This is a genomic window from Streptomyces sp. CB01881, assembly GCF_002953255.1.
Classification (GTDB): Bacteria; Actinomycetota; Actinomycetes; order Streptomycetales; family Streptomycetaceae; genus Kitasatospora.
The window spans coordinates 10,120,748-10,143,931 of the sequence record NZ_CP026498.1; the positions used below are offsets into that span (position 1 = coordinate 10,120,748).

At 74.1% G+C, this 23,184-nt stretch carries 16 protein-coding genes and 2 pseudogenes; 7 read left to right on the plus strand and 11 right to left on the minus strand.

Annotation, left to right across the window (positions count from 1 at the left end; genetic code table 11):
* The coding region (locus C2142_RS40760; protein ID WP_241002930.1) for an OB-fold nucleic acid binding domain-containing protein at positions 1–1,426 on the plus strand (1,426 nt) is incomplete at its 5' end.
* A gap of 76 nt (positions 1,427–1,502) precedes the next feature.
* On the opposite strand, the gene C2142_RS33555 is transcribed toward C2142_RS40760, so the two are convergent.
* Entirely contained in the window at positions 1,503–2,534 is a 1,032-nt protein-coding gene (locus tag C2142_RS33555; protein WP_148646560.1) for a saccharopine dehydrogenase NADP-binding domain-containing protein, read from the minus strand.
* 97 nt (positions 2,535–2,631) lie between these two features.
* On the opposite strand from C2142_RS33555, the gene C2142_RS33560 reads away from it, so the two are divergent.
* Positions 2,632–3,579 (plus strand): helix-turn-helix domain-containing protein, encoded by a 948-nt coding sequence (locus C2142_RS33560; protein ID WP_148646561.1) that lies wholly within the window; start codon positions 2,632–2,634, stop codon positions 3,577–3,579.
* 94 nt (positions 3,580–3,673) lie between these two features.
* Here C2142_RS33560 and C2142_RS33565 read toward each other — a convergent pair whose 3' ends face one another.
* Positions 3,674–3,892: a hypothetical protein gene (locus C2142_RS33565; protein WP_148646562.1), complete on the minus strand. Its 219-nt coding sequence runs from the start codon at positions 3,890–3,892 to the stop codon at positions 3,674–3,676.
* A 351-nt stretch (positions 3,893–4,243) separates the two neighbouring features.
* On the opposite strand from C2142_RS33565, the gene C2142_RS33570 reads away from it, so the two are divergent.
* Positions 4,244–5,587: an FAD-dependent monooxygenase gene (locus tag C2142_RS33570; protein WP_148646563.1), complete on the plus strand. Its 1,344-nt coding sequence runs from the start codon at positions 4,244–4,246 to the stop codon at positions 5,585–5,587.
* Between the two features lie 114 nt (positions 5,588–5,701).
* Here the strand turns inward: C2142_RS33570 and C2142_RS33575 are convergent.
* Positions 5,702–6,719, minus strand: a pseudogene (locus C2142_RS33575) (molybdopterin cofactor-binding domain-containing protein); the annotation flags it as partial.
* A pseudogene (locus tag C2142_RS40765) lies at positions 6,719–6,838 on the minus strand (FAD-binding molybdopterin dehydrogenase); the annotation flags it as partial. The pseudogenes C2142_RS33575 and C2142_RS40765, both read right to left, overlap by 1 nt.
* Before the next feature lie 440 nt (positions 6,839–7,278).
* Between C2142_RS40765 and C2142_RS33580 the strand changes: the two are divergent.
* Positions 7,279–8,370, plus strand: a complete 1,092-nt coding sequence (locus C2142_RS33580; protein WP_148646564.1) for a vWA domain-containing protein — start codon at positions 7,279–7,281, stop codon at positions 8,368–8,370.
* Between the two features lie 201 nt (positions 8,371–8,571).
* Here C2142_RS33580 and C2142_RS33585 read toward each other — a convergent pair whose 3' ends face one another.
* The 3 genes from C2142_RS33585 to C2142_RS41785 form a co-directional block, all read right to left on the minus strand.
* Positions 8,572–9,033, minus strand: a complete 462-nt coding sequence (locus C2142_RS33585; protein ID WP_148646565.1) for a hypothetical protein — start codon at positions 9,031–9,033, stop codon at positions 8,572–8,574.
* A gap of 111 nt (positions 9,034–9,144) precedes the next feature.
* Positions 9,145–10,017, minus strand: a complete 873-nt coding sequence (locus C2142_RS33590; RefSeq protein ID WP_148646566.1) for a BTAD domain-containing putative transcriptional regulator — start codon at positions 10,015–10,017, stop codon at positions 9,145–9,147.
* A 250-nt stretch (positions 10,018–10,267) separates the two neighbouring features.
* On the minus strand, positions 10,268–13,213 hold the full coding sequence (locus C2142_RS41785; protein ID WP_148646567.1) for a BTAD domain-containing putative transcriptional regulator: 2,946 nt from the start codon (positions 13,211–13,213) through the stop codon (positions 10,268–10,270).
* 132 nt (positions 13,214–13,345) lie between these two features.
* On the opposite strand from C2142_RS41785, the gene C2142_RS33600 reads away from it, so the two are divergent.
* Positions 13,346–14,764, plus strand: a complete 1,419-nt coding sequence (locus C2142_RS33600; RefSeq protein ID WP_162002617.1) for a BTAD domain-containing putative transcriptional regulator — start codon at positions 13,346–13,348, stop codon at positions 14,762–14,764.
* A 76-nt stretch (positions 14,765–14,840) separates the two neighbouring features.
* Here C2142_RS33600 and C2142_RS33605 read toward each other — a convergent pair whose 3' ends face one another.
* Complete coding sequence (locus C2142_RS33605; RefSeq protein ID WP_148646569.1) at positions 14,841–15,320, minus strand: hypothetical protein; 480 nt, start codon at positions 15,318–15,320, stop codon at positions 14,841–14,843.
* A 325-nt stretch (positions 15,321–15,645) separates the two neighbouring features.
* Positions 15,646–16,014, minus strand: a complete 369-nt coding sequence (locus C2142_RS33610) for a hypothetical protein (protein ID WP_148646570.1) — start codon at positions 16,012–16,014, stop codon at positions 15,646–15,648.
* A gap of 316 nt (positions 16,015–16,330) precedes the next feature.
* On the opposite strand from C2142_RS33610, the gene C2142_RS33615 reads away from it, so the two are divergent.
* Positions 16,331–16,828, plus strand: a complete 498-nt coding sequence (locus tag C2142_RS33615; RefSeq protein WP_148646571.1) for a hypothetical protein — start codon at positions 16,331–16,333, stop codon at positions 16,826–16,828.
* Positions 16,825–19,074 carry a M48 family metalloprotease gene (locus C2142_RS33620; protein WP_148646572.1) on the plus strand — a complete coding sequence of 750 codons (2,250 nt, stop codon included), beginning with the start codon at positions 16,825–16,827 and terminating at the stop codon, positions 19,072–19,074. Before C2142_RS33615 ends, C2142_RS33620 begins: the two co-directional genes overlap by 4 nt.
* Before the next feature lie 177 nt (positions 19,075–19,251).
* On the opposite strand, the gene C2142_RS33625 is transcribed toward C2142_RS33620, so the two are convergent.
* Positions 19,252–20,205 carry a Gfo/Idh/MocA family oxidoreductase gene (locus tag C2142_RS33625; protein ID WP_148646573.1) on the minus strand — a complete coding sequence of 318 codons (954 nt, stop codon included), beginning with the start codon at positions 20,203–20,205 and terminating at the stop codon, positions 19,252–19,254.
* Between the two features lie 52 nt (positions 20,206–20,257).
* Entirely contained in the window at positions 20,258–22,894 is a 2,637-nt protein-coding gene (locus C2142_RS33630) for a tetratricopeptide repeat protein (protein WP_148646574.1), read from the minus strand.
* Positions 22,895–23,184 lie beyond the last annotated feature (290 nt).

A 23,184-nucleotide genomic window follows, 5' to 3' on the forward strand; every position in this document is an offset into this window, starting at 1 on the left:
CTACCAGGAGCAGGTGCAGCGCGCCGCCCAGGTGCTGGCCGGCTACTCGCTCGGCCAGGCCGACCTGCTCCGCCGCGCGATGGGCAAGAAGAAGAAGGAGGTGCTGGAGAAGGAGTTCGTCCCCTTCCACGCGGGCTGCAAGGAGCGCGGCTACTCCGACGAGGCCATCCAGGCCGTGTGGGACGTCCTCGTCCCCTTCGCCGGCTACGCCTTCAACAAATCGCACTCCGCCGCGTACGGCCTGGTCTCGTACCAGACCGCCTACCTCAAGGCCAACTACCCCGCCGAGTACATGGCCGCCCTGCTCACCTCGGTCGCCGACGACAAGGACAAGATGGCCGTCTACCTGGCGGAGTGCCGCCAGATGGGCATCAAGATCCTCTCCCCCGACGTCAACGAGTCCGTGGTCGACTTCACCGCCGTCGGCAGCGACGTCCGCTTCGGCCTCAAGGCCGTCCGCAACGTCGGCGTGCCGGTCATCGAGTCGCTGGTGAAGACCCGGAAGGAGAAGGGCAAGTACACCTCCTTCGCCGACTTCCTCGACAAGGTCGAGCTGGTGGTCTGCAACAAACGCACCGTCGACTCCCTGGTCAAGGCCGGCGCCTTCGACTCCCTCGGACACACCCGGCTCTCGCTCAGCACCGTCCACGAGACCGCGATCGACGCCGTGACCGGGCTGAAGAAGCAGCAGGCGATCGGCCAGGACGACCTCTTCGGCGCCCTCGACGGCGCGGAGGGCTCCGGCCCGGCCATCGGGCTCGACTTCGAGCTCACCGACCGCGAGTGGCCGCGCCGCCAACTGCTCAGCCTGGAACGCGAGATGCTCGGCCTCTACGTCTCCAGCCACCCGCTCGACGGCGCCGAGCACATCCTCTCCAAGAACCGCGACACCTCCATCGCCGAACTCCTCGGCTCCGGCCGGACCGAAGGCGAGGTCCGGCTGTCCGGCCTGATCACCGCCGTCGACCGCCGGATCAACAAGGCCGGCAACGCCTGGGCGATCATCACCCTCGCCGACCGCGACGGCTCGGTCGAGGTGCTGTTCTTCCCCGCCACCTACAACCTGATGGCCGAGCAGATGGTCGAGGACAACGTCATCTCGGCCCGCGGGCGCCTCAACGAGCGGGACGGCTCACTGAGCATCTTCGGCCAGGAGATCACCACCCTCGACGTCTCCTCCGCCGAGCTCGGCACCAAGCCGCCGGTCCAGATCAACATGCCGCTCGGCAGGATCACCGCCAACACGGTCGCCGAACTCAAGCTCGCCCTCCAGGCCCACCCCGGCGACGTCCCCGTCCGCCTGCTGACCACCAACTGGGACAAGGACACCCTCTACGAGCTCGGCTTCCTGGTGAACCCCGACAACGGCCTCGCCTCGGACATCAAGACGCTCCTCGGCACGAACTCCTGGGCGGGGACGGTCTAGGCGGCCGCGGCGGGCGGCTGCCGGGGACGGTCGGACCGGCCGGAACAGGCAGCCGCGTCCGCGGGCGGGTGGCCCGTCAGCGCGGGAGCTCGACCGCCAGGTGCGGGGCCAGCGACCGGAGGAAGTCCGCGGCGTCGAACATCGCGCCGGCCGAGGCCAGGCCCGTAGTCCGGGTCCGCCCGGCCAGGATGCGGCGGACGGCCTCCACCGCGAGCGGTGCGGTGATCGCGTAGATGTCCCGGCCGCGGGCGGTGGCGCGGCGCTCGACGCCGTCCGCGCGGACCAGCACGTCGACGACGAAGGTCTGGTCCGACCGCCCCAGGTCGTCGACCGCCTCCGGCGCCGGCGTGTCCTCCCCGGCCAGGTCCCGCGCGGCCTCGACGGTCATGTGGGTACGGACGTCCGGCACGGCCAGGTGGCTGGGCACGGTGACGACGTCGGCCATGGTGAACTCCGCGACCACGGCGCGCCGGCCCAGCGGCTCCGGGAAGTGCCAGTCCCGCTCCGACGCCTGGTCGTCGTGGTACTGCAGCGCACCGTCCGCGAACCGCACCCGGCGGCCCGCGCGACGCCGGTGGGACACCTCGCCGGCCGTCCGGGTGCCCGGCGTGGGGTGCCAGCCGCTCAGCCCGTACGCGACCTCCACCGTGTCCGCCGCCGTCCACTCCCCCATCGCCGCGGTGACCAGGAGGTCGCCCAGCCCGCCGTAGAAGGCCATCGCCGGCACCACGGGCGTGCCCGTCCGCCGGGCCGCCTCCGCGTGGTCGGCGAACATCGCGGCGTTCGCCTCGATCTCCGCCGCGACGTCGACGTACGGGATCCCCGCACGCAGGGCCGCCTCGACGACCGGCCCTCCCGTCACCGCGAACGGCCCGGCACAGTTGATGACGGCCGCCGCACCCGCGAGGGCCCGGTCCAGCGCGTCCGGGTCGTCGACGGCTGCGGGCCGCACGTCCACGTCGCCCCACTCGGCGGCCAGCGCCTCCAGCCGGGCCGCGTCACGGCCGGAGACCACGGCGGCCAGGCCGCGCCTGCGCAGTTCGGCGACCACGAACCGGCCGGTGTGCCCCGTCGCCCCGTAAACCACCACTGCCGTCGTCGTACTCATCGTTCCCCCGCTCTCGCCGTGCTGACGGATTCAGTCTGGCCGCCGGCGGGACCGGAGCGTGATGGTCCGAAAGGACGTCACCCGTACACTTTCGGACATGCCCACCGTCGCGCTGCTGACCGCCGGTCACCTGCTGCACTTCGAACTGGCCGTGGCCCACGAGATCTTCGGCAACCCCCCGCGCGAGGTCACGGAGGGCTGGTACGACGTCCTGCTCTGCGGGCCCGGGCCGGTGCGGGTCGGGCCGTTCACGGTCGAGCCCGACCACGGCCTGGAACGCGCGGCCGGGGCGGACACCGTGATCGTGCCCGCGTGCGCCGACATCGACGAGCCGCCGCCGGCCGAGCTGGTCGAAGCCGTGCGCACCGCCCACGCGGCGGGCGCCCGGGTCGCCTCGCTCTGCACCGGGGCGTTCGTGCTCGGGGCCGCGGGCCTGCTGGACGGCCGGCGGGCCACCACCCACTGGGCCCACGCCGCGGAGCTGGCCGCACGCCACCCGCTGGCCGTGGTCGACCCCGACGTGCTCTACACGGACAACGGCAGCGTTCTCACGGCTGCGGGCAAGGCCGCCGCCGTGGACCTCTGCCTGCACCTCGTCCACCTCGACCACGGTGCGGCCGTCGCCAACTCCGTCGCCCGCCGTCTCGTCATGCCGCCGCACCGGCCAGGCGGCCAGGCGCAGTTCGTGGCGACGCCGGTGCAGGTCACCGGAGAGCACGTCCTCGCCGACCTGCTCGCCTGGGTCCGGCAGCGGCTCGACCAGCCGCTCACGGTGACCGACATGGCCCGGAGGGCGAACACCAGCCCGCGCCACCTCGGCCGGCAGTTCCGGTCGGTGACCGGGCAGCCGCCGCTCCAGTGGCTCCTGACCCAACGCGTGCGCCGTGCCCAGGAGTTGCTGGAGGCCACCGACCAGAGCGTCGAGTCGGTCGCCGTCGCGACCGGCATGGGGACGGCCACGACGCTGCGCCGCCAGTTCAAGCGGGTCGTCGGTGTCCCGCCCGACACCTACCGGCGCTCGTTCCGCAGCGCCGGGCCCGCCTGACGGCGCCGCAGGCCCGGCGTCGCCCGGGACGGGCGGCAGCGGGCACGCGCCGGTGCAGCGGGCGGCCGGGCGGGCGCGTGGCCGGGCGGGCGCGTCAGTCGAGGTACTGCATGGCGATCCGGCAGTGCGCCGCCCGGCCGCGCAGCTGCTCGGAGGAGGACGGCCGGTCGCCCGGGACCGGCCGGACGCCGGGGCCGTCCGGCCGGTTGCGGCGGCGGACCGGGCCGGCGGCCGGCCCCCCGTCCGGTCCCGCGTCCTGCTCCCCGGCGCCCGGCGGGGCCTCGACGGCAACCAGGATCTGGCTCTCACTCATGGGGACGGCTCCCTCGGATCGGCGGAGGCGGTCTCTCCGCACCCGCGGTTCCAGTGGACCCCCGGTCCGCCCCGGCCGCCGCCGGTCTTGACGCGCGGCCTACGCGCCGGCGCACGTCCTTGACGGCTTCCTGACGGCCGGCCGCCGGTATGGGCGCGCGGTCGGCGGGGTAGGCACCCGGGGGCTGCGCCGGGCCCGCGGAGCACCTCCTGGCCGGGCGTCCCGGCGACAGCGGGCTCGTCGAACAACCGTCCGTACCTCGATCGGGTGAACTTCACCGCCCGGCCGGGCGTGGCGCGGACGGCTGCCGCAAGGGTGAACCCGGGTCAGGGACTGGTTGGCGGAGGTCGCATGGGCAAGAAGTACGCATCAGGAAGGGCCGTCGTCATCGGCGGCAGCTACGCGGGGCTCGTGACCGCGCGCGTCCTGGCCGAGTTCTTCGGCGAGGTCGTCCTCGTCGAGCGGGACGCCGTCGGCGCCGACACCGGAGCCCACCCGAGCGCGCCGCAGGGCTATCACGCCCACGCCATGCTCGCCAAGGGCGGCGAGGTCCTGGAGAAGCTGTTCCCCGGGCTGCGCGACGAACTCTCCGGCGCCGGGGCGCCGGTGTTCGACTACGGGCAGGGGATCGACTTCCTGCTCCCGACCGGGTTCGCCCCGCGCGAGCGGACCGGGGTCATGATCCAGACCTTCACCCGCGACGAGCTGGAACGGCGGATCCGGCGCCGGGTGCTCGCCCTCCCCGAGGTCAGGCTGCTGCCCTCCACCCGGTGCGAGGGGCTCCTGCGGGCTGCGTCGGGCCGGGTCACCGGGGTGCGCTGCGGCACGCAGGGAGCCGAGCCGGAGGACCTCACCGCCGACCTGGTGGTCGACGCCTCCGGCCGCACCAGCAAGCTGGAGACGTGGCTGGCCGCGTCCGGGGTCACGGTGCCGCCGAAGAAGGTGGTCAAGGCCAGGATCACCTACACGTCGATGAACTTCGACCGGTCCGAGGACGACCCCGCCGACTTCCACGTCGCCTACCAGATGCTGTCCGCCCCCCGGGTGCGGCAGGCCGGCGTCCTCCTGGCCGTGGAGCGCAACCGCTGGACGTGCTCCCTCTTCGCCTTCGACGAGGAGCCGCCCACCGACGACGACGGCTACCTCGGCTTCGCCAAGGGCCTGAGGAACCCCCGGCTGGCCGAGCAGATCGGGCGGCGCACCGTCCAGGAGGCCGTTCACCGCTACACCAACCTCGACAACCAGTGGCGGCAGTTCCACGCCGTCAGGAACTGGCCCGAGCGGCTCATCGCCCTCGGGGACGCCGTCTGCGTCTTCAACCCCGTGTACGGCCAGGGCCTGACGGTGGCCGCGCTGGAGGCCGACCTCCTGCGCGGAATGCTCGCGCGGCGCAGGCCCGGGGAGGGGCTGGACGGTCTCGGCCCGGCCTACCAGAAGCGGCTGGGCCGGCTCCTGCTCCCGCCGTGGACGTTGTCCACCAACTCCGACCTGATGTGGAACCCCGCCAACCAGCCGCTCGGCGCGCGGATCGCGCACTGGTACAACGACCGCCTGTTCCGCGTCGCCGTGAGGGACGCGGGCGTCTGGGCGCGCTTCGTCCGGGTCGTGAACATGACCGCCTCCCCCGCCACGCTGTTCCACCCGTCCGTCGCACTGAAGGTCCTGACCGCGACGACCACCCGCGCCCGACCGTGAGGCGGTGCGGCCCCGGCGGCACCCCTCGTGGACGGCGGGCCTCGTAGACGACACCCCGCGTGGACGGCGGCCCTCGTGGACGGCGGCCGGGGCGTCGGCCCGCCGCCCCGGCCGTCAATGAGCGGTGCCCGGGCGTCCGCGGTGCTCGTCGAGGGCCCGCCAGACCTTGTCGCGCAGGAACGGCGCCTCGGTGAAGCGGATGCCGGTGGCGTCGCGCAGGGCGTTGGCGAAGGCGGGCGGCACCGGGTTGAAGGGACTCTCGGACATCGACTTGGCGCCGAGCGGGCCGATGGCGTCCGAGGTCTCCGAGAAGTGCACCTCGGTGCGCGGCACGTCCGCGAACGCGGGCAGCCGGTAGCGGCGGAAGGCGGCGGTGGTGACCTCGCCGCGGTCGTCGACGAGGACCTGCTCGAACAGGGTGGCGCCCAGGGCCTGCGCGACACCGCCCTCGACCTGGCCGCGGCACTGGAGCGGGTTCATCACCTTGCCGGCGTCGGCGCCGTGGACACTGCGCAGGATGCGGATCTCGCCGGTGTCCGGGTCGACGGCGATCCGGAACCACTGGGAGTTGAAGGCGACCGAGCGTGGCGAGCCGCCGAAGTGGCCGTCGGCCGAAAGCTCGACGCCCCTGCCGCGCGCGGCCTCGAAGACCTCCTTGAGCGCGACCGTCCGGCCGTCGCACTCCACCGAGTCGGCGGTGAGCCGTAGCAGGCAGGTCGTACAGGTCGCAGAGGGCGCGCCGGGTCAGGAACGGCACCTGGGTGGACGAACGGACCACGATCCGCTCCCCGCCCCCCTCAACGCTCTCCCCGTTCTCGCCGCCCTCGCCACTCTCACTGCCCTCCCCGTTCTCGCTGCTCTCGCCGCTCTCATCGGGGGTCTCCTCGAAGTAGACGACGCAACCGTGGGTCTCCAGGCTGGCGTGCTGCACCCGCTGGGTCCGGAAGGTCTCCTCGTAGACCAGGTCGGCCTCGCGGTAGCCCTGTTCGACGTCGCCCAGCTCGCCGTGGGCCTCGCCGCAGACGTTGTTCCCGGCGCGGGCGATGCGGCTCTCCGGCCCCTTGGGGTGGATCACCGGGGCGCCGGGCAGCATCGCCTCCTCGGGGTCGAGGACGTACGGGAGTTCCTCGTACGGATGTGCGGCTGCGGCTCCGAGAACAGGTACGTCCCGCCGCCGAGCCAGGCGTCCCCGGGCCGCCATGTGCCGCGACGCCGCGCGTCGCGCATCTCCACCACCGTGTTCAGGTCCACCTGCAACCACCGTCCCGAGACCGTTCAGTACGGCGATTGAAGCAACGCCCGCGGACGGGGACGAGTGGGTTCGGGTACCACTCCTCCCTGCCCGGACTGGAGGATCAGCCAGGCGGGCGCCCGCCCCGTCCTCGACGGCGCAGGGCCGGCGGGGGTGCCATTCCGAGCGCGCGGAATTCGGACTTCCGACGCCCGTCGCAATTCCCGCGTCCGCAAAGGGAACCCGAGGAGAAGGCGCTTGTCCGACCCGCAGCTGCCGACTGTCCGTCCGTCAGCACCCGTCGTCTTGCGAAATGGGCGGTCGACGGCGGTCGGCATCCATGAAGTCGCAGGTCGGACGGACTGTCAGTGCCTCACCGTAGTGTGGAGACATCGTTGGAGGGGGCGCCGGAAAAGGCGTCGGAAACGGCGTCGAAAAAGCGCTGGAAAAGGGTGGAACCATGTCTGCGAACAGGATCAAGCACAAGGTCAACCACGTCTCGCTCGTGGTCGACAAGTCCGGCTCGATGCGCCAGCACGAGGCCCAGCTCGTCCGCGTGGTGGACGAGTTCGTGAAGGGCCTCCAGGAGGAGTCCGACCGGCTCGGCCACGAGACCCGCATCAGCCTCTACGCCTTCGATCACCAGGTGCAGAACCTGGTCTGGGACATGGACGTCAAGCACCTGCCGTCCCTGCGGGGCCTCTACGGGGTCGACAACGGTGCGACGGCGCTGATCGAGTCGGCCGTGAAGTCCATCGACGACCTCAAGAACATCTGGGAAGGATACGGGGAGCACTCCTTCCTCCAGGTCGTCGTCACCGACGGCGAGGAGAACGCCTCCGGCTACTCCGAGACCGGCCAGATGCACACCCGCATGGCCTCCCGCAAGGGCAGCACCGTGCTGCGCACGTGGATGGACCGCATCCAGGGCGCCATGGACGACCTCCCCGACCACTGGACCTCGGCGATCCTCGTCCCGAACTCGCTGGCCAAGCGCACCGCCCAGGAGTACGGCTTCCCCGCGGGCAACATCGCGATCTGGGACGCGGACTCCAGCAAGGGCGTCGAGGAGGCCATCGGCACCGTCAAGACGGCCGCGACGAGCTTCCTCCGGGGCCGCGAGCAGGGCGTGCGCGGCACCAGGAACCTGTTCACCATGGGCCAGGACCTCAGCACCACCGAGGTGAAGGCCAACCTCGACGCCCTGGACGCCGGCAAGTACATCCTGATCCCGGTCGACCAGCAGCTGCCGATCCGCGAATTCGTCACCAGCGCCGGGCACCCGTACAAGACCGGCTGCGCCTTCTACGAGCTGTCCAAGCGCGAGAAGATCCAGGGCAACAAGCAGCTCGCCGTGGCCGAGAAGGACCCGGCCACCGGCCGGATGACCGGCAGGGTGTTCTCGGGCCCGGCCGCCCGCCAGCTCCTCGGCCTGCCGAAGTCGGAGGCCACGGTGAAGCCGGGCGACAACCCGTCGTACACCGTCTTCGTCCAGTCGACCTCCGTCAACCGGAAGCTGGTGCCGGACACCAAGCTGCTCGTCCTCCTGTAGCCGGGAACCGCGCTCCGGCCGAGGCCCCGACCGGGCGCCACCGCCCCGTCCGGGCGCGCGCCCCGACGACGCGCCCCGACGACGCGTCCCGCCGGCTCGGCTCCAGCACACCGGCGGCATCCGTGACACGCCGCCCGGGCCATCCCCTCCGAGGGAGCACCTCCGGCCTCGGCAGGGCCCGGGCGCCTGACGAGCCTGCGGTCACCGTCCGAGGTGGTCGGCCAGGGACTCGATGGTGCGGCGCCGCGCGGTGTACATCGACACCGCCGAGCCGTCGGCGAAGTGCAGCCGGAACCGGGCCATCGCCTGCCACCTCGGGCGGCGCTCGATCCGGGCGACGAAGTTCCGGGGCGCGTGCCACAGCAGCCGGCCGGGCTTGCGGACGTCCAGCGTCGCAACGACCGCGGTCCGGCGGTCGGTGACCACCAGCAGCCTGACCATCGCGGCGCCCTCCGTGGTGGGGAAGCCGTCCGCCAGGCTGCCGGCGCCTCCCGACACCCCGCCCAGCTGGCCCAGCGCGTTGCCGACCTTGGCGCCCACACCGTGGCCGACGCCCTTGGCGCCCGCCACGGGTACCACCGTGGCGACGTCGAGCAGCTGCTCACCGGGCTCCAGTAGCGGTTCCAGGGCGGGGCGATAACGGTTCATCAGTATCTCGGTCACCGCGGAAGAGTAGCGGGCGGCGATCACCCGAGGTCAGGCGGGCCTCCGGACGCGGCAGGCCCCGGTTCCCCGGCCGGGGCGCTCACCGGGACTCCCGGCGCAGCAGCCCGCTCACCGCGGCGCCGGATCGTCGCGCAGGACCTCCGCGTGGGCCCGCCGCAGGTGTCCGCCCGGGTCGATCCCGAGTCTGTCCCGCAGTACCGCCCGGGCCTCGTGGTAGGTGGACAGCGCCTCCGCGCGCCGGCCGCTCTGGTGCAGGCCGGTCATGAAGAGCGCGCGGAGGCGCTCGTCCAGCGGGTGCTCGGCGACCAGGCCGGACAGCTCGGCCACCGCCGGATCGAGCCTGCCGAGGGCCAGTTCGGCGGCAAGCCGCGTGACCAGGGCCGAGAGCCGCAGATCGCTCAGGTGGGTGCGGTAGCGCTCGGCGTGCTCGCCCGGCACGCCGCCCAGCGGCATCGTGTCCCGCCACAGGCCGAGCCCTTCGCGCAGGTGCCGGACCTCGGCGGCCCGGTCCCCCGACTCCCGGGCCGTGCGGGCGAGTTCCAGCGACCGGCGGAAGGCGCCGAGGTCCAGCGCGGCCGACGGGAGCCTGAGGACGTATCCCCCGGTCACCGAGGCGATGACGGAACGCGGCTCGCCGCCCGGCGAGGTCAGCGCCCGGCGCAGCCGGTAGACGTACGTGCGGACGATGGTCTCCGCCGTGGCCGGTGCGCCGTCCCCCCAGATGACCTCCACCAGCCGGCCGGTGGCGATGTAGGACCCCTCCTGCATCAGCAGGGCGGCCAGCAGCGCCCGCTGCTGGGGCTGGCCGAGATCCGCCTCGGCGTCCCCGTGCCAGGCGGTGAGCGGGCCGAGGACGGAGAACCTCGGACCCTCCCGGTGGTCGGCGGAGCCCGCGGGCGGCCGGGACGGCGCCCGCGGCGGCGCGGGGACGGACCAGGGGTCCGCCGAGACCGGCCGACCCGTCATCAAGGTGTCCAGCATGGCTTCGTGATCTCCCGTCGTGTCGAACGTCGGAGGCCGGACCGTGTGCGCGCCGCCCGGGTGGCCGGCGCCGGTTCCCCCGTCCTCCGTCGGGGCCGACCGGCCTGGTAGCGGATCGGCCGGCCCCCGTGGACACCACGCTATGGACGCCCGGTGGACAACCGATGGACGGGAACGGCGGCGGGGCCGGGGCCGTCGTCGCGGACTGCCCGCACCCTGCCGCGCGCCCGCCGCACGCCCGCCCCGTGCCCTACTCCAGGGCCGCCAGCAGCTCCCTGACCTGCGCCGCGTCCTCGTCGAGACCCAGCCGCCCGTACACCTCCAGCCCCTCCGCCAGGCAGGCCCGGGCCTGGCGCGGGCGGCCGAGGCCGGTGAGCGCGGTGCCGAGCGTGCGCAGCAGGGCGGCCTCCAGGGCGGCGCTGGTGCGGCGGGCGAGCGGGAGGACCGCCTCGGCGGCGTCGAGGGCGAGCAGCCAGCGGCCGGCCTCGGCGTGGATGCGGGCGGCGAGGTCGCCGGCCGCGGCCTCGAACACGGTGACCTGGAGGGCGGCGAACTCCTCGCGCGCACCGGCGGCATGGGCGAGCGCCGCCTCCGGGTCGCCGCACAGCCGCAGCACCCTGGCGAGGTAGTAGCGGCCGGTTGCGGCGGAGACCGGTCCGGAGCCGCTCATCAGCCGGGCGCAGCGCTCGGCCGCTTCCCGGGCCTCGGCGAGCCGGCCGGTCTGGGCGCAGCTGAACGCGAACTCGCCGAGCGCGCTGCCTTCGGAGCGTTCGGCGCCGAGCCGGCGGAACAGGTGCGCGGCGCGGCCGGCGTGCTCGGCGGCCTCGGCGTGGCGGCCGTGGATGCGGGCGTTGCCGCCGAGGGTGAGCAGGGACTTGGCGAGCACCCGCCCGGTCGCCGCGGAGGTGCAGAGCTCGACGGCCCGGCGGATCTCCTCCTCGGACTCGGCGTAGCGGTTGACGTGCCAGAGATTGGCGCCGCGCAGGTAGCGGGCGAGGGCGAGCGCTCCGTGGTCACCGCGCGCGGCGGCCTCCCGGGCCAGCCGCTCGGCGAGGTCGGCGATGACCGTGGTCTGGGTGCGCTCGGCGAGGACCGCGCCCATCCGGTCGGCGAGTTCGGCGGCGCGGTCGAGCGGCAGGTCCGGGTCGGCACAGCTCAGGGCGATGGCGGCGGCGTGCACCTCGGCCTGCTCGCGCATCCAGCGGACCGCCTCGGCGCCGTCGGCGAAGGCCCGCCCCGGGGAGTGGACGCTCACGCCGAGCAGGCTGAGCTCGACCGGGTCGGCCTTGCGGGCGGCGCGGTCGGCGTTGCGGGCGGTGGCGAGGCAGAAGTCGGTGAGCCGGCCGGCGGCGGCGGTGCGTTCGGCGGCGCCGTCCTCGGCGGCGAGCCGGCCGCGGGCGTAGGCGCGGACGAGGTCGTGGAAGCCGTAGCGGCCGTAGCGCGGGGAGTGCAGGAGGTTGAGGTCGACGAGGGTTTCGAGCAGCTCGCCGGTTTCGGCCTCGGGGCGGTCGAGCAGGGCGGCGGCGCAGGGCAGCGGGACGTCGGGGGCGTCGGACAGGGCGAGCAGCCGGAAGGCGCGGGTGAGTTCGGCGTCGAGGCGGTGGTAGGAGAGGGCGAAGCTGGCCTCCACGGTCCGTTCGCCGTCGCTGATTTCGGCCAGCCGGTGTTCCCGGCGCAGCCCTTCGGCGAGGGCCGCCAGGGTGAGCGAGGGGTCGGCGGCGAGCCGGGAGGCGACGATGCGGACGGCGAGCGGCAGCAGCCCGCAGGCCCGGACGATCTCCTCGGCGGCCCCGGGCTCGGCGGCGGCGCGCTCGGCTCCGACGATGCGGGTGAGCAGTTCGAGCGCCTGCCCGGGCGGCAGGGTGTCCAGCCGCATCTGGTGCGCCCCGGCGAGGCCGTCCAGCCGGTGGCGGCTGGTGATGAGGACGGCGCAGCCCGCCGAGCCGGGGAGCAGCGGTTCGACGTGGCCGGGGGTGGCGGCGTTGTCGAGGACGACCAGGACCCGCCGCCCGGCGAGCGCCGAGCGGTAGAGGGCGCTGCGCTCCCGGGTGTCCGGCGGGATCTCGGCGGGCGCCACGCCGAGGGCGCGCAGGAAGCCGGCGAGCACGGTGCCCGGGTCGGGCGGGGTGTGGTCGGCGCCGCGCAGGTCGGCGAAGAGCTGCCCGTCGGGGAAGCGGCCGCGCATCCGGCGGGCCACGTGAACGGCGAGGGTGGTCTTGCCGACGCCGCCCATGCCGTCCAGGGCGGAGACCACGACGGCCCGCCCGCCGGCGGCGGCGAGGCGGTCGGCGAGGGCCTCGGCCTCCTCCGACCGTCCGGTGAAGTCGGCGAGTCCGGAGGGGAGTTGGTCGGGCACCTGCCAGCTGTCGGCGGCGGGATCGGCGGCTGCGGTGGCGCTGGTGGCGGCGGCCGTGGGCAGCAGGGCGGGGTCCTCGCGCAGGATGCGCAGCTGCAGCGCCGCCGGGCCGTCCTCGCCGGAAGGGCCGGGCGGGAGCGCGGCACGGGCGTCCTCGTACACCGCGAGCGCCTCGGTCTTGCGGCCCGCCTGGTAGAGGGCGCGCATCAGGACGGCGGTGAGCCGGGGGCGGCCCGGGTGCTCCAGGGCCAGCGCGGCGGCCTCCGCCGTCAGGTCGGTGCGGTCGCCGAGTTCGGCGTCCAGCCCGAGCTGCGCCTCCTTGGCCGAGATCCGCTGCTCGGCCAGGCGGGCCCGGACCGCCTCGGCGTGCGGCCCGGGCAGTCCCGCCAGCGGTTCGCCGGTCCACAGCCGCTGGGCGCGTCGCAGCACCTCCCGCACCTCCTGCGGCGGCGCGTCCGCCTCCCGCAGCCGTTCGGCGCCGGCCAGCAGCGCCTCCCAGGCGGCCACGTCGACCTCGGCCTCCGGCACCCGCAGGGCGTACCCGTCGCCGACCCGCGCCAGCGGCATCCGCTGCGGATCGTCGCCCGCGTACGGCCGGAACGCGGCGCGCAGCCGGGAGACGGCCAGCTGGACGGCCTTGCGCGGATCGGCCGGCTCGGCGCCGCCCCACACGCCCTCGACCAGGACCGAGGTCGCGACCGTCCGCCCGCCGGCGTCCAGCAGGACGGCGAGCACGGCCCGCTGCTGAGGCCGGCCCAGCTCCAGTTCCCGTTCCCCGTACCAGGCACGCACCGGTCCCAGCAGTCCGAACCGCAGCCCGGAGCCCCCCATGTCAGCCATCTACCGTCCCTCAAGAGTCGTCCGGCGCCGGGATCCCGCCATGTCCGTACGGCCGGTGACGCCCCCCTACCCCGGTCACCTATGCTTCGCACAGATTGTGCACCGACGGCTCATGGCTTCGGGGGTGGGGGCATGGGGTTCGATTTCCGGGTGCTGGGGTCGCTGCGGGCCCGGCGCGACGGCCGTGAGCTCGATCTCGGCAGGCCGCAGCAGCGGGCCGTGCTCGCCGCCCTGCTGCTCGCCCCGGGCCAACTGGTGCCCACGGAACGGCTGGTCAAGGGACTGTGGGGCGAGGACGACGCCCGCTGGCCGAAGGATCCGGCGGGCCAGATCGGCACCCACGCGCACCGGCTGCGCCGCGCCCTGGCCGAGCCGGGGCTGCTGGTGGCGGCGGCGGGCGGCTACCGGCTGGGGGTGGAACGCGGCGCCGTCGACCTCTTCCGCTACGAGGACGGAGTGGCGCAGGCGAGCGCGCTGCGCAGGCGGGACCCGGTGCGGGCACGCGCCCGGCTGGCGGAGGCGCTCGGGGTGTGGGAGGGGCGCTGCGCGCTGGACGGCGTGCCGGGCGTCTTCGCCGAGCGCGCCCGGGGGCGGCTGGCGGCGGGGCGGTTCGCGGCGGTGAAGGCGCTGCACGACCTGGACCTGGCGCTCGGACGGCACGCCGAGGCACTGCCCGCACTGGACACGCTGGCGGCCGGGCACCCGCACGACGAGGAGGTGCAGCGCCTGCACCTGCTGGCGCTGCACCACTGCGGCCGCACGGCGGAGGCGCTGGCGGCCTACGGGGCACTGTGCGAGCGGCTGGACCGCGAGCTGGGGCTGGAACCGGTGCCCGCGCTGGTGGAGCTGGCCGGCCGGATCCGTCGCGGGGAGGCGCCGGTGCCGGCGCGGCGGCTGCCGCGGCCGTGCCAACTGCCGCCGGGCATCCCCGACCTGGTCGGACGGGCGGCGCTGGTGCGGGAGGCGGAGCGGGTACTGCGGGGCGACGGCGCACCGGTCCTGGGCCTGTCCGGCCCGGCGGGCAGCGGCACGTCGGCACTGGCGGTGCACGTGGCGCACGCCGTCCAGGACGCTTTCCCGGACGGGCAGTTGTACGCGAGTGGCGGTGAACCCGGCCCCGCGCTGGCGGGGTTCCTGCGGGCGCTCGGGGAGTGGCCGGCGGAGGGCACCGGCCCGGACGAGCTGACCGCGCGCTACCGGGCCGCGCTCGCCGGGCGGCGGGTGCTGGTCGTGCTCGACGGTGTGCCCGACCCCGCGCCGCTGCTGCCCGAGGTCCCGGGCTGCGCGGCGGTGGTGGCCGGACCGGAGCCGGGGACGCTGCCCGCGGACGCCGTACGGCTGGCGGTGGGACCGCTGGAGCCGCACGACGCCTACGAGCTGCTGGCCCGGATCGCGGGCGCCGACCGGATCCGCCAGGAGCCGGCCGCGGTGGCCGAGGTGGCCGGCCTCTGCGGCCACCTGCCCGTCCTGCTGCGCACGGCGGCCACCCGCCTCGCGGCCCGGCCGCAGTGGTCGGTGGCCGATCTGGTCGGGTGGCTCGCCCGCGGGTGACCCCGGCCCGCCCGGACGCGGCGTGGGGTACGACCCGGGCTGGGGCTGGGGCTGCGGCGCAGGGCTGCGGGCCGGGCTACGGCTGGGGCGCGTAGAGGTCGGACGACAGGGCGCGGGAGGTCTCGGTAGTGCTGCGGGGGATGATCCCGCCACCCCAGTGCACGACGACGCTGCCCGCGTCGTTGACCGTCAGCTGGGCGTGCGGGTGCCCGTACGTGCCGAGGGACCAGCAGGAGTGACCGTCGGCGGCGTAGACGACGAGGTTCCCGTCGCTCTGCATGACGGCCTTGTAGCCGCAGCCGACGGTGTAGCTGGCCCAGACCGCGCCCTTGCCGTTCTGGTAGATGACCAGGTTGCCGTCGTTCTGCATGACCAGCTGGGTGCTGTACGAGTCGACGTGCCAGCCCTGGTAGAGCGGCTCGTCGTCCCAGATGGTGTGGGTGCCCGGGTTGTACGCCGCCTGCGCGCTCCCCGCCCCCGCCAGCGTTCCGGCCAGCGCCAGCGCGCCGGTCGCCATGCCGATGGCCATGTGCCGCAGCACCTTCGTCGCCTTCATGTCCCCGTGTGCCTCTCTCGTGATGTCGCGCCCGTGAACGAGCGGGGCGCCCTGTGCGACCGATCATGGGCGAGCGCGGTAGACAAACGATGAACGCCTCCGTTGATCGGAGGGACGACGGGGCGCCGGACGCCGCCGGCGGGCCGGGAGGGCACTCCGGGAGAGCCGGTACACGCCGCGCCTGCCCACCGGGTTCCGAGGCCCGCGGGCGCGGTGGTGCGCCACCGCTCCCGGGCCGGGGCACGGGCCTCATGCCGGGCACCCGCGTCCCCGGGGCACCCGCATCCACGGCAACCGCGACCGGGTGGCCGGGCAGAGCCCCTGGTCAGGGGCGGGGACGGACGGTCATGCCTGGGCGGCGGCGGTGCACTGTCAGGTAGACGACGCCGTCCGGGCCCGCCGAGACGCCGCGCACCGCGCCGCGCGGCAGCAGGAGCACGGCACCGGACCGCAGGTCGTGGTCGGCGCCCGCGCAGCGCAGCGTCCCCTCGCCGGCGAGCCCCACGGCCAGGACGTCCAGATCGGGCTCGACGTGTTCGGGGACGGTGGCGTCCGGCCGCAGCCGCACCACATTGGCATCGAGCTGGCGCTGGTCACCGGTCAGCCGCCACAACGCTCCGGCCGCGTCGGCAGCGGCGTCGCGCAACAGGTCGTCCAGAATCACGCCGTCACCGGCGGTGCCCGAGTCCGTCATGCCGGACATCATCGCACCGCACTCCCGCGAGGCTCCGGTCCCCGTGACGATGTCGCCGTGCCGTCCGCTCCACCGACAACACCGTCACGGGGCACAGTCCGGGCCCCGACCCGGCGGTACGCGGACGGGCGACGGGCGACGGGCGACGGGCGACGGGCGACGGGCGACGGGCGACGGGCGACGACGCCCAGACCTGACGTTTCAGTGTCGACCGGTGGAATGCAGTCGAATTGACGTGTTGTCAGAAAACGTTCTCAGACGCCCGATCCATTCGGCATACTGGGCGGGCCGTGGAGGTTCGTCGAACTGGGGTGCCATGGGGTGGGAAGACGATCACGAGCTCGTCGCATCGCTGGCACGCTCCGCCGTCGCCCGGACGGCAGCCGATGAACTTCCCTTCTTCGAGCTCACGGCCGCCGGTTTCCTCACCGGCTCGGAGCGCGCCCGTCGCACCGCCAGGAAGGACGAGCCACTCGGCTTCGGCGGCGACGCCGCGCTGGTCCTGGTCAGCACGGCCGCCCTGACCGTCACCATCGACGTCCTCAAGCAACTCAGCCAGTACTACTCCGAGCGCTTGGTCCAGGGTGCGGCTCGTCGGACCCGGGGGTGGTTCAGACGCCGCTCCACGGCCGCCGCCGCGCCGGCCGGTGTACCGCTGCCACGGCTGTCGGCGGTCCAGATCGCCGAGCTGCGCGAACTGGCCTACCGTCGCGCCAAGGACGCGCAGGTGCCGGACGCTTCGGCGGCCCTGATCGCCGACGCCATCGTCGGCGGCATCGTCACCCGGTCCGAGGCGCACGACGAGCAACAATGACGGCAGGGCCCGGCCCCCACCCGCGTCCCAACCCGTTCGCCGTGCCCTCCGGCACGGTCTCCCGGTTCGCCCTGCTCATCGTCTCGGCGTCCGCCGCCGTGACCGATTTCGGCCCGCTGCTGACGGGCCACCTGCTCGGGCGCGGTGGGGAGGACGGGCAATCGACCGCGACCGACGACTGCACCCGCCGTCAGGCCGCCGAGGCCGCGCAACGCGCTGCCTCCTCGGGCTCCGGCATCTTCGACGCGGACCGTTGGCAGCTGGAGAGCTGCCCGCACTCCCCCGACGGGTTCTCCCCCTGGGCCGGTCTCGCGGCCCTGGCTGTGTTCTGGCTGCTGGTGCTGGCCTGCTACTGGTGGACACCGCCCTGGCGGATCCGCCGCCGCCACCTGCGGCCGCTTCCCGCCGCGCGGCTGGCCGGCCTGGCTACCTGCCTGGACGAACTGCGCCGCCTCGCCGGGGTCGGGGAACACGTCCACTACCTGGTGGACGCCCTCGACCCGACGGCCTCGGGCCTCGCCTTCGGCCGCCCGGGCCGACGGTACATCGTGCTGAGCGGCGGCATGCTCGCGCTGTTCTCCCGTGACCCGCAGGCCTTTCGCAGTGTCGTCCGACACGAACTGGCACACCTGCGCAACCGCGACCTGGACATCACCTTCGTCACGGTGGCCGTGTGGCGGGTGTTCGCGGCGACCGTACTGCTGCCGCTCATCCCGATGCTGGTGTTCCTCCTCGCTCTCGGGCCGGCCGGGGGGATCGACTGGGCGAGAGCCACGCAGGAGCTCGGGCAACTGCTGCTGCTGGGGGCGATGATCCCGTTCACCCGCAACGCCGTGCTCCGCAGCCGCGAACTGCACGCGGACGCGCGGGCCGCCGAGAGCGAGACCGGCCGGGCCGAACTGGCCCAGGTGTTCAGACGGCCGGCAAGCCGACCGCCGGGCGGCCGGCTCCGGCAGCTGCTCGCCGTACACCCCCCGGTGCGGGCGCGGCTGGCAGCCGTGGAGGACTCACGAGTACTGGTCCGGACGGGGTTCTGGGAGGCCCTGGGGATGGGCCTGGCCGTCACGCTCGCCTACGACGCGCTCATCGCACTCAGTGTCGGCCTGCTCGGCACCTCCACCGCGACCCCGATGGCAGCGGCCCTGAGCGGAGTGCTCCTCGCCACCGGTCTCAGCGCGAGCCTGTGGCGGGACGCCGCGCGGGCCTTCGTCGACGGCCTGCCGATGCGGTCCGCAGCCGTCGGGTGGGGCCTCGCGCTCGGCCTCGTCCTCGGCTTCACCACGTCGAGGCGGCAGAGCGCGGACGCCACCGTGGCGCTGCGCGGGCCGGTCTCCGCGGTTGTCGTGCTCTGGACGGTGCTGGTCGCGCTCAGTGGCTGGCTGGTGGTCCGGTGGCTTGCCCTGATCGCCAGGACCTGGCTGCCGGTCGGCGCCGCGAGCCGGCGACCGTTGGCGGCATTCGCGGTCGGCGCCGCGGCAGGCAGCGTGGTGGTCACAGTATGGCTGAAGATCGTTCTGCAGGTGCCCATATGGGCCAGCTTCATCGAAGCCCTCGTCCTGCCCGGCGCCTCAGCGGTGGTGATCCTGCTGGCCGCCGTCGTGATGACCGTCGTCTCCGATCTGGCGTCGGTCCGGATGGTGCTGCTCGTCCTCGTGCTCGCGCTGGCACCCGTGGTCACCCCGGCCCTCGGACGACTGTTCGTCGGACGGGGTTCGCACCGGGCGCCTGTGGTCCTCGACGTGGCCGCGCCCTACCGGCAGCCGAGCCTGCCCGCCGCCGAACCCGCCGCGGCGGTCGGCTTCGGGTTGCTCGTCGGGTTGTCGGCGTCGGCGCTCACCGCGGTGCTCCAGGTCATGACGGTGAGCGGCAGCAAGGACGGTGCCGCCACGGGTGGCGGCACCGTCTACCTCTGCGCGGCACTGGCGCAGGTGATCGCAGGCATCGGCGCCGGGCTGCGGGCGCCCGCGCTCCGGGTGGCGCACGCCGCCCTCGGTCAGATCACCGCGCTGGCCGTGGTGCTCGTGGCCGGGACACTGGGCGCCAGGTTCGTGAACTGCACGGCCTCCATCGAGCTCTGCGCGAGCGCGCCCGGTGCCGCCGAGATGTCGACCGGCGTGGCGCTCTACAAGGTCTGCCTGCCCCTCACCATCGCCGGGGCGGCCGGTCTCGGCTGGTGGCGAGCACGTGCCTCCCGTCAGCCGTCCCCGGCTCCGCTCCTTCCCCACCGGCCCGACCTGCGCCCTTGACGTTCCAGGCCGACGGTCCGGCGTGGACACCCAGGTGAGCGCCGTGTGCGGACCCGGCTTCCGAAGCCCCGGTCGACCAGGGCCTTTCGGACGGCACCGCCGGCGTGCCCGGCGACCTGGTCAGCGGTCATGCCGGCGGCGTCTGTCACCTTCCCGGCGTCCGACCGTGATCGGCAACTACCGCGCTTCGGGCACCGCGCGGTGGATGCCGGTGATCGCCGCCGCCGTGTCGAACCCGAGCACCGGGTCGGGCCGGCCGGAGAGCAGGCTGGCGTAGAGCGGGCGGTAGTGGGCGACCTTCCGCGGAGTCCGCCCGTCGTTGCCGAAGACCGCGATCAACTCACCACCCCTGGCGGCGAATCCGGTCATGGCGGTGTGGTCGATCCAGACCTCCACCCCGGACCGGCCGAACACGAGACTGCTCTCCTTGCTGCTGGAGCCGGTCAGCCAGCTGCTGCGCAGTCGGGCCGTACCCGCCTCGCCCCGGGAGCGGAAGCCCACGGTGCACCACGCGCTCGCGCCGCCGTCCGTCTGCCGGGCGGAGGTGAGTTCGGTGAGGTCGACGAAGCGGGTGAGCATGCTGAGCTGGTTCACCCCGGAGTCCGTCCAGCTGGAGACGTACGAGGCGAAGGCCTCCGCCCCTCGCAGGACATAGGGGTCGTAGAAGGCGGAGGTGATGGTCGTCACCGGCCCCCAGTCGGGGTGCGCGGCGTGCAGCTCCGCCGCCCAGTCGACCTCGGGTGAGAAGGCGAAGTGGTGCGCGGTGAACACGCGGCCGCGCACGTCGGCCTTGCCGTCCAGCTCGCGCAGCGTCGCGAGGGCGGCACTGTCGTGCACGAGCGGCTTCTCCACCAGCACGCGGGCCGTGGAGCGGAGCAGGGCCAGGGACGTCAGCTCGGCGTGCGTCTCCGTCGGAGTGGCGAGGACCACCAGGTCCGGTCGGTGCTCGTCGAGCGCCCGGACGAGGTCGCCGTAGTGGGGCGGTGTCGAGCCCCGGAACTCGACCGGTGCCGAGCGCCAGGGGTCGACCGTGAACTCCAACCGCACGTCCGGCCGTTCGTCAAGGACGGCGAGGTGGGTCCCGGCGATGATGCCGACCCCGACCAGGCCGACGCGTACCGGGTTGGTCATGAGCTCTCGTCCCCTCGTCCGATCCGGCCCGGCATCCCAGGGCTCCGGCGCCTCATCGTCTCGCGGCCACCTCGGCCCACCGGCCCAACGACACGGCCGGACCGTCGACCCACTCGACGTGCGGGTCGTGCTCCGCGGCCTTCGGGACACCGTCGATCCAGCTCGTCACGATCGGGACCCAGTAGGTGTTTCCACCCGACCTGCGGGTGCGCGCATCGAGCTCGGCCCGTGTGCGGCGGGCGCCGTCGTGGTCACCGCCGAGGACTCCGAGCAGGATCTGGGCCACGTCGGCCAGGGTGTGGCCCCCGCGGTAGCCGATGCCGTCCGCCAGCTGCCGGGTGCCCCCGACCGCCTCCAGTGCGGTCCCGGCGTCACCGGCCACTGCGTGCACGACCGCCTCGGCGGAGCGGATCTTGACCAGTTCGACGGGGTTGGGCACCAGGTCGAGAAGGTCCCGTGCGCGGGCCGCAGTGTCCGAGACCACCGCCGTGTCGCCGGACCAGCAGGCGGTCTGCGCCAGGTTGGCCAGCGCCTTCGCCTCGGCGGCGGCCAGGCCCTCACGCCGGGCCAGGCCGATCGCCTCGGTGTACGCCGCGGTCGCCTCGTCGAAACGGGCGTTCACCCGCCAGATGTGCCCGATCAGCCGGAGCCGCTCGCCCTCGTCCTCCGGCCCGCGGCTGCGCTGCTCCCGCAGCAGACCGAGAGCCGTGCCGAAACGCCCGTTGAGGTAGTCGAAGTCGCAGAGCCAGTAACGGGCCGCCGCGTCGAACTCGCCGCCCACCAGCGCACGGTAGATGTCCGCCGCCTCGGCGTAGTCGCCGTGGTTGCGCAGCGCGTGGGCGAGGTGGATCTCCACCAGCTGCGCCGTCGCACTGCCCCGCCGTACGCCCTCCCCCGCGCCACGCAGCAGCTCGACCGCCTCCGCAGCGTGGCCGGTGCGGCGCAGTTGGACACCCCGTATGGCGGCGAGAACTGCCTGGTACTCCGGCGTCGCGGCCTGTTCGGCGGTGAGTCCGGCGCCGAGCTCCGACCACTGGCCGGCCTCGACGAGGCGTTGAGTGGCACGGGCCATCCAGTCCTCGAAGACACCGTGCGCCGCCGAGAGCTTGAGCCCGGATTCGAGGGCCTGGGCAACGGCGACCCTCCCGGTGGACGGCCCAAGGGGCTCACCGAGCCAGGCGAGCAGTCGGGCCGCAACCTCGCTCCGGTCACGGTCGGACCATCCGTCGGGAAGTGTTCGGTCCGCCTCCCCGATGGCATGGCGCAGTGCCGCGTGGAGGGCGTACGGCAGGACATAGGCGTCGTCGTGCGTCAGGAACGGCCGGCGCAGGAACCGGGCCACGCTGCCGTCGGAGACGTTGGGCTGCCCGGCCCGCAGCAGGTCGGCGCCGACCCGGTCGGTGAGCGCCGCGGTTCGGACGAGGTCGCGTTCCGCTCGGGGCAGGTCACGGATCGACCGGGTGGCGACCGCCGTGAACGAGCCGCCGAAGTCCGCGGCCGACGGCTGCCCGCCACGGGCGAGGAGTGCGACGAAATGCGAAACGGACAGGTCGAGGTACAGGGGCAGGCCCTGCCCGCCGGCGATAATGCGACGGCGGACCTCCTCCGGCATCGCCGGGTCGCCGTCGCGGGTGAGCGCCTCGCGGAGGTAGCTGTCGGCGTCGGAGTCCGAGAGGTAACCGACCAGGTGCTGCCGCGGTTCGACGGTGTCGTTGCTGAAGTGCAGGTTGGGCCAGTACTGGGGGCCGGTGAAGTCCAGCTCTCCGCCCGCCCCCGCGTCGGCCCAGTCGATGCGGTTGCGACCGGTGATCACGAACAGCACGTTGGGCATCAGGTAGACGCAGCGTTGGATCAGGCGTTCCACCGTGCGGTCGGTACGGCCGTTGACCACCTCGAAGGTGTCGAGGAACACGCACACCGTGGGCCGCCTGGCCGGCCGGCCCCGGCGGGGCTGGCGGTCCAGGTCCCAGGCGAGCAGGTACGGGAAGTACGAGAGCGTCTCGTAGTCGGCGTCGGCCTCGACCAGGTCGGCGAACAGCTCGCAGTCGGCCAGCAGGCGTCCCTCGCGGACCCGGTCCCGGACGGCGCGATAGGTGGCCAGGGCCGCGCGGTGTGCCAGCCCGGTCAGACCGCCGAGCCCTGCAGGGTCGACGTCCCGCACGGTCTCCGCGATCTGGTCGCCGAGGCCAATGCTGCGGGAGGCACGGCGCAGGGCCGGTGAGGCGTCGAGGAAGTCCTGGAGGGCTTCCCCGGGGTGGGCGCGGGCCCAGTAGGAGGCGAGCGCCAGGTCGAAGGCCGGCCACCGGCCGCCCAGCTGCCCCAGCCCGGCCCGCAGGCGCAGCAGCAGGCTCTCGATGTCACAGGCGCCGTCCTCGGAGAGGTCGACCCGTACGGCCATGACGTCGTCGCGTTCCCCGGCCGCCGCGTCGGCGAGCAGCCGGCGCTCCAGCTCGTGGGAGAGCGTCGTCTTTCCTATGCCGCCGACCCCGTAGAGCGTCAGGACGTTGCGGCGGCCCTGCGCCCGGTCCACCACCGGCGAGACCTCGGCCTCGTCCAGCGTCCGTCGCAGGGACTCCACCGACCGGTTGAAGGCCGCGACCTCGTCGACCCGGTTGGTGAACACCTGTTGGGCCGTGACGGTGGACGACAGCCCGCGCATGAACGCGGCCCGCAGGTTCACCCGTGCCATCCCGCCTCCTTCTCCGCACCGCCTGGATGACGTCCGTCCGCATCGCCCGAGAGGTACACGATCTGAGATCCTGTCAGTTCCCGCCGGGGTGCCACAAGGAGCCGCCTCGGCAGGACCGGAACACAGCCGTGCGCCCGTGTCGTGCTCTCACGACAGCCAGCGGGTGGCCCGCCCCCGGGCCACCCGCGCGACGTCGACGCGCCAGGGCCCGTTCGGCTTGTCCCAACGCGCCTTGAGAAGCGCCTTGGCAACGCTCCGTCCGGATCTCCGCCCGCACGGCAGCCAGAAGC